Annotated in this window: 2 protein-coding genes; both read left to right on the top strand. The window is 65.4% G+C overall.

Annotated features, from left to right (window positions below):
- Window positions 1–545 (top strand): NAD-dependent epimerase/dehydratase family protein (locus tag ABT116_RS50250; protein ID WP_351648535.1); only part of this gene is annotated, 545 nt, incomplete at its 5' end.
- Between the two features lie 54 nt (window positions 546–599).
- Window positions 600–1,034, top strand: a 435-nt coding sequence (locus ABT116_RS50245) for a TetR/AcrR family transcriptional regulator (RefSeq protein WP_351648533.1), incomplete at its 3' end; no start/stop codon positions are given.

The raw sequence follows: 1,034 nt of genomic DNA, 5'->3' as shown, positions 1-1,034 counted from the left end.
CCGCGCTGCTGCGTGCTCGCGAGGCCTCTGCAACACCTACCGTCAGCGTCGTCGCCTCGGACTTCTTCGGCCCCCGCGTCCGCACCGCCCACGCCGGCGAGCGCATGGTTCCGAAGGTCATGGCAGGTAAGAAGATTCGTGTCATCGGTTCCGCAGACCAGCCGCACTCCTTCACCTACATTCCCGATCTCGCCGCAGCGATGATCGCCGCAGCACACAACCCCGAACTCTGGAACTCCGTCATCCACGCACCCACCGGCCCCGCGCTCACTCAGCGCAAGATCGCCGAAGCCTTCGCCCGAGCCGCCGGGACATCCCCCGCCAAGGTGGGCGTCCTGCCCGCCTGGGTGCTCGACGCAGTCGGCAAGATCAACACCGACAGCCGCGAACTCGCGGAGATGAACTACCAGTTCACCAAGCCGTTCGTCATGGACTCGAGTGCCAGCGAAGTGCTGCTCGGCCTCTCACCGACACCGCTCGATCAGGCCGCCGAGGAGACCGTCGCGTGGTGGCGCGCGGAACAGGCTCGCACCGCTGCTGCCTGAACCTGCAGGCAGGGGCTCTTGACGCAAGAACGGAACGGGTGTTCACTTCTTCACATGGCCTATCGCCGCACTCCGGCAGTACAGGAACGATTGGACGCCCAACGCGCCCGACTGCTCGAGGCCGCCACGACGGCAGTGGCCACCCACGGCTATGCGGGGTGTTCCATCGCCGCGGTGGCCAAGAACGCCGGCGTCGGCACCGGGACGCTGTATCGACATTTCGACGGCAAGGGCGAACTGTTCGCCGAAGTATTCCAATCAGTCTGCAGCCGTGAGGTATCCGCGGTTCGGGACGCCGGAGACAGCGCCCGAATCCTGGAAGGCAACCATCGCTCCGCCGTATCAGCGTCGGTTCGCACGTTCGCCGAACGCGCCATGCGTGCACCGGTTCTCGCCTATGCACTGCTGGTGGAACCGGTGGATCCACTCGTCGACGAACAGCGACTCATGTTTCGCGAATCGTTCCGCGATTGCCTGGCCACCGCAATC

Source organism: Streptomyces sp. NPDC002130 (assembly GCF_040296465.1).
GTDB lineage: Bacteria > Actinomycetota > Actinomycetes > Streptomycetales > Streptomycetaceae > Streptomyces.
This window is presented reverse-complemented; position numbering and strand designations above follow the sequence as displayed.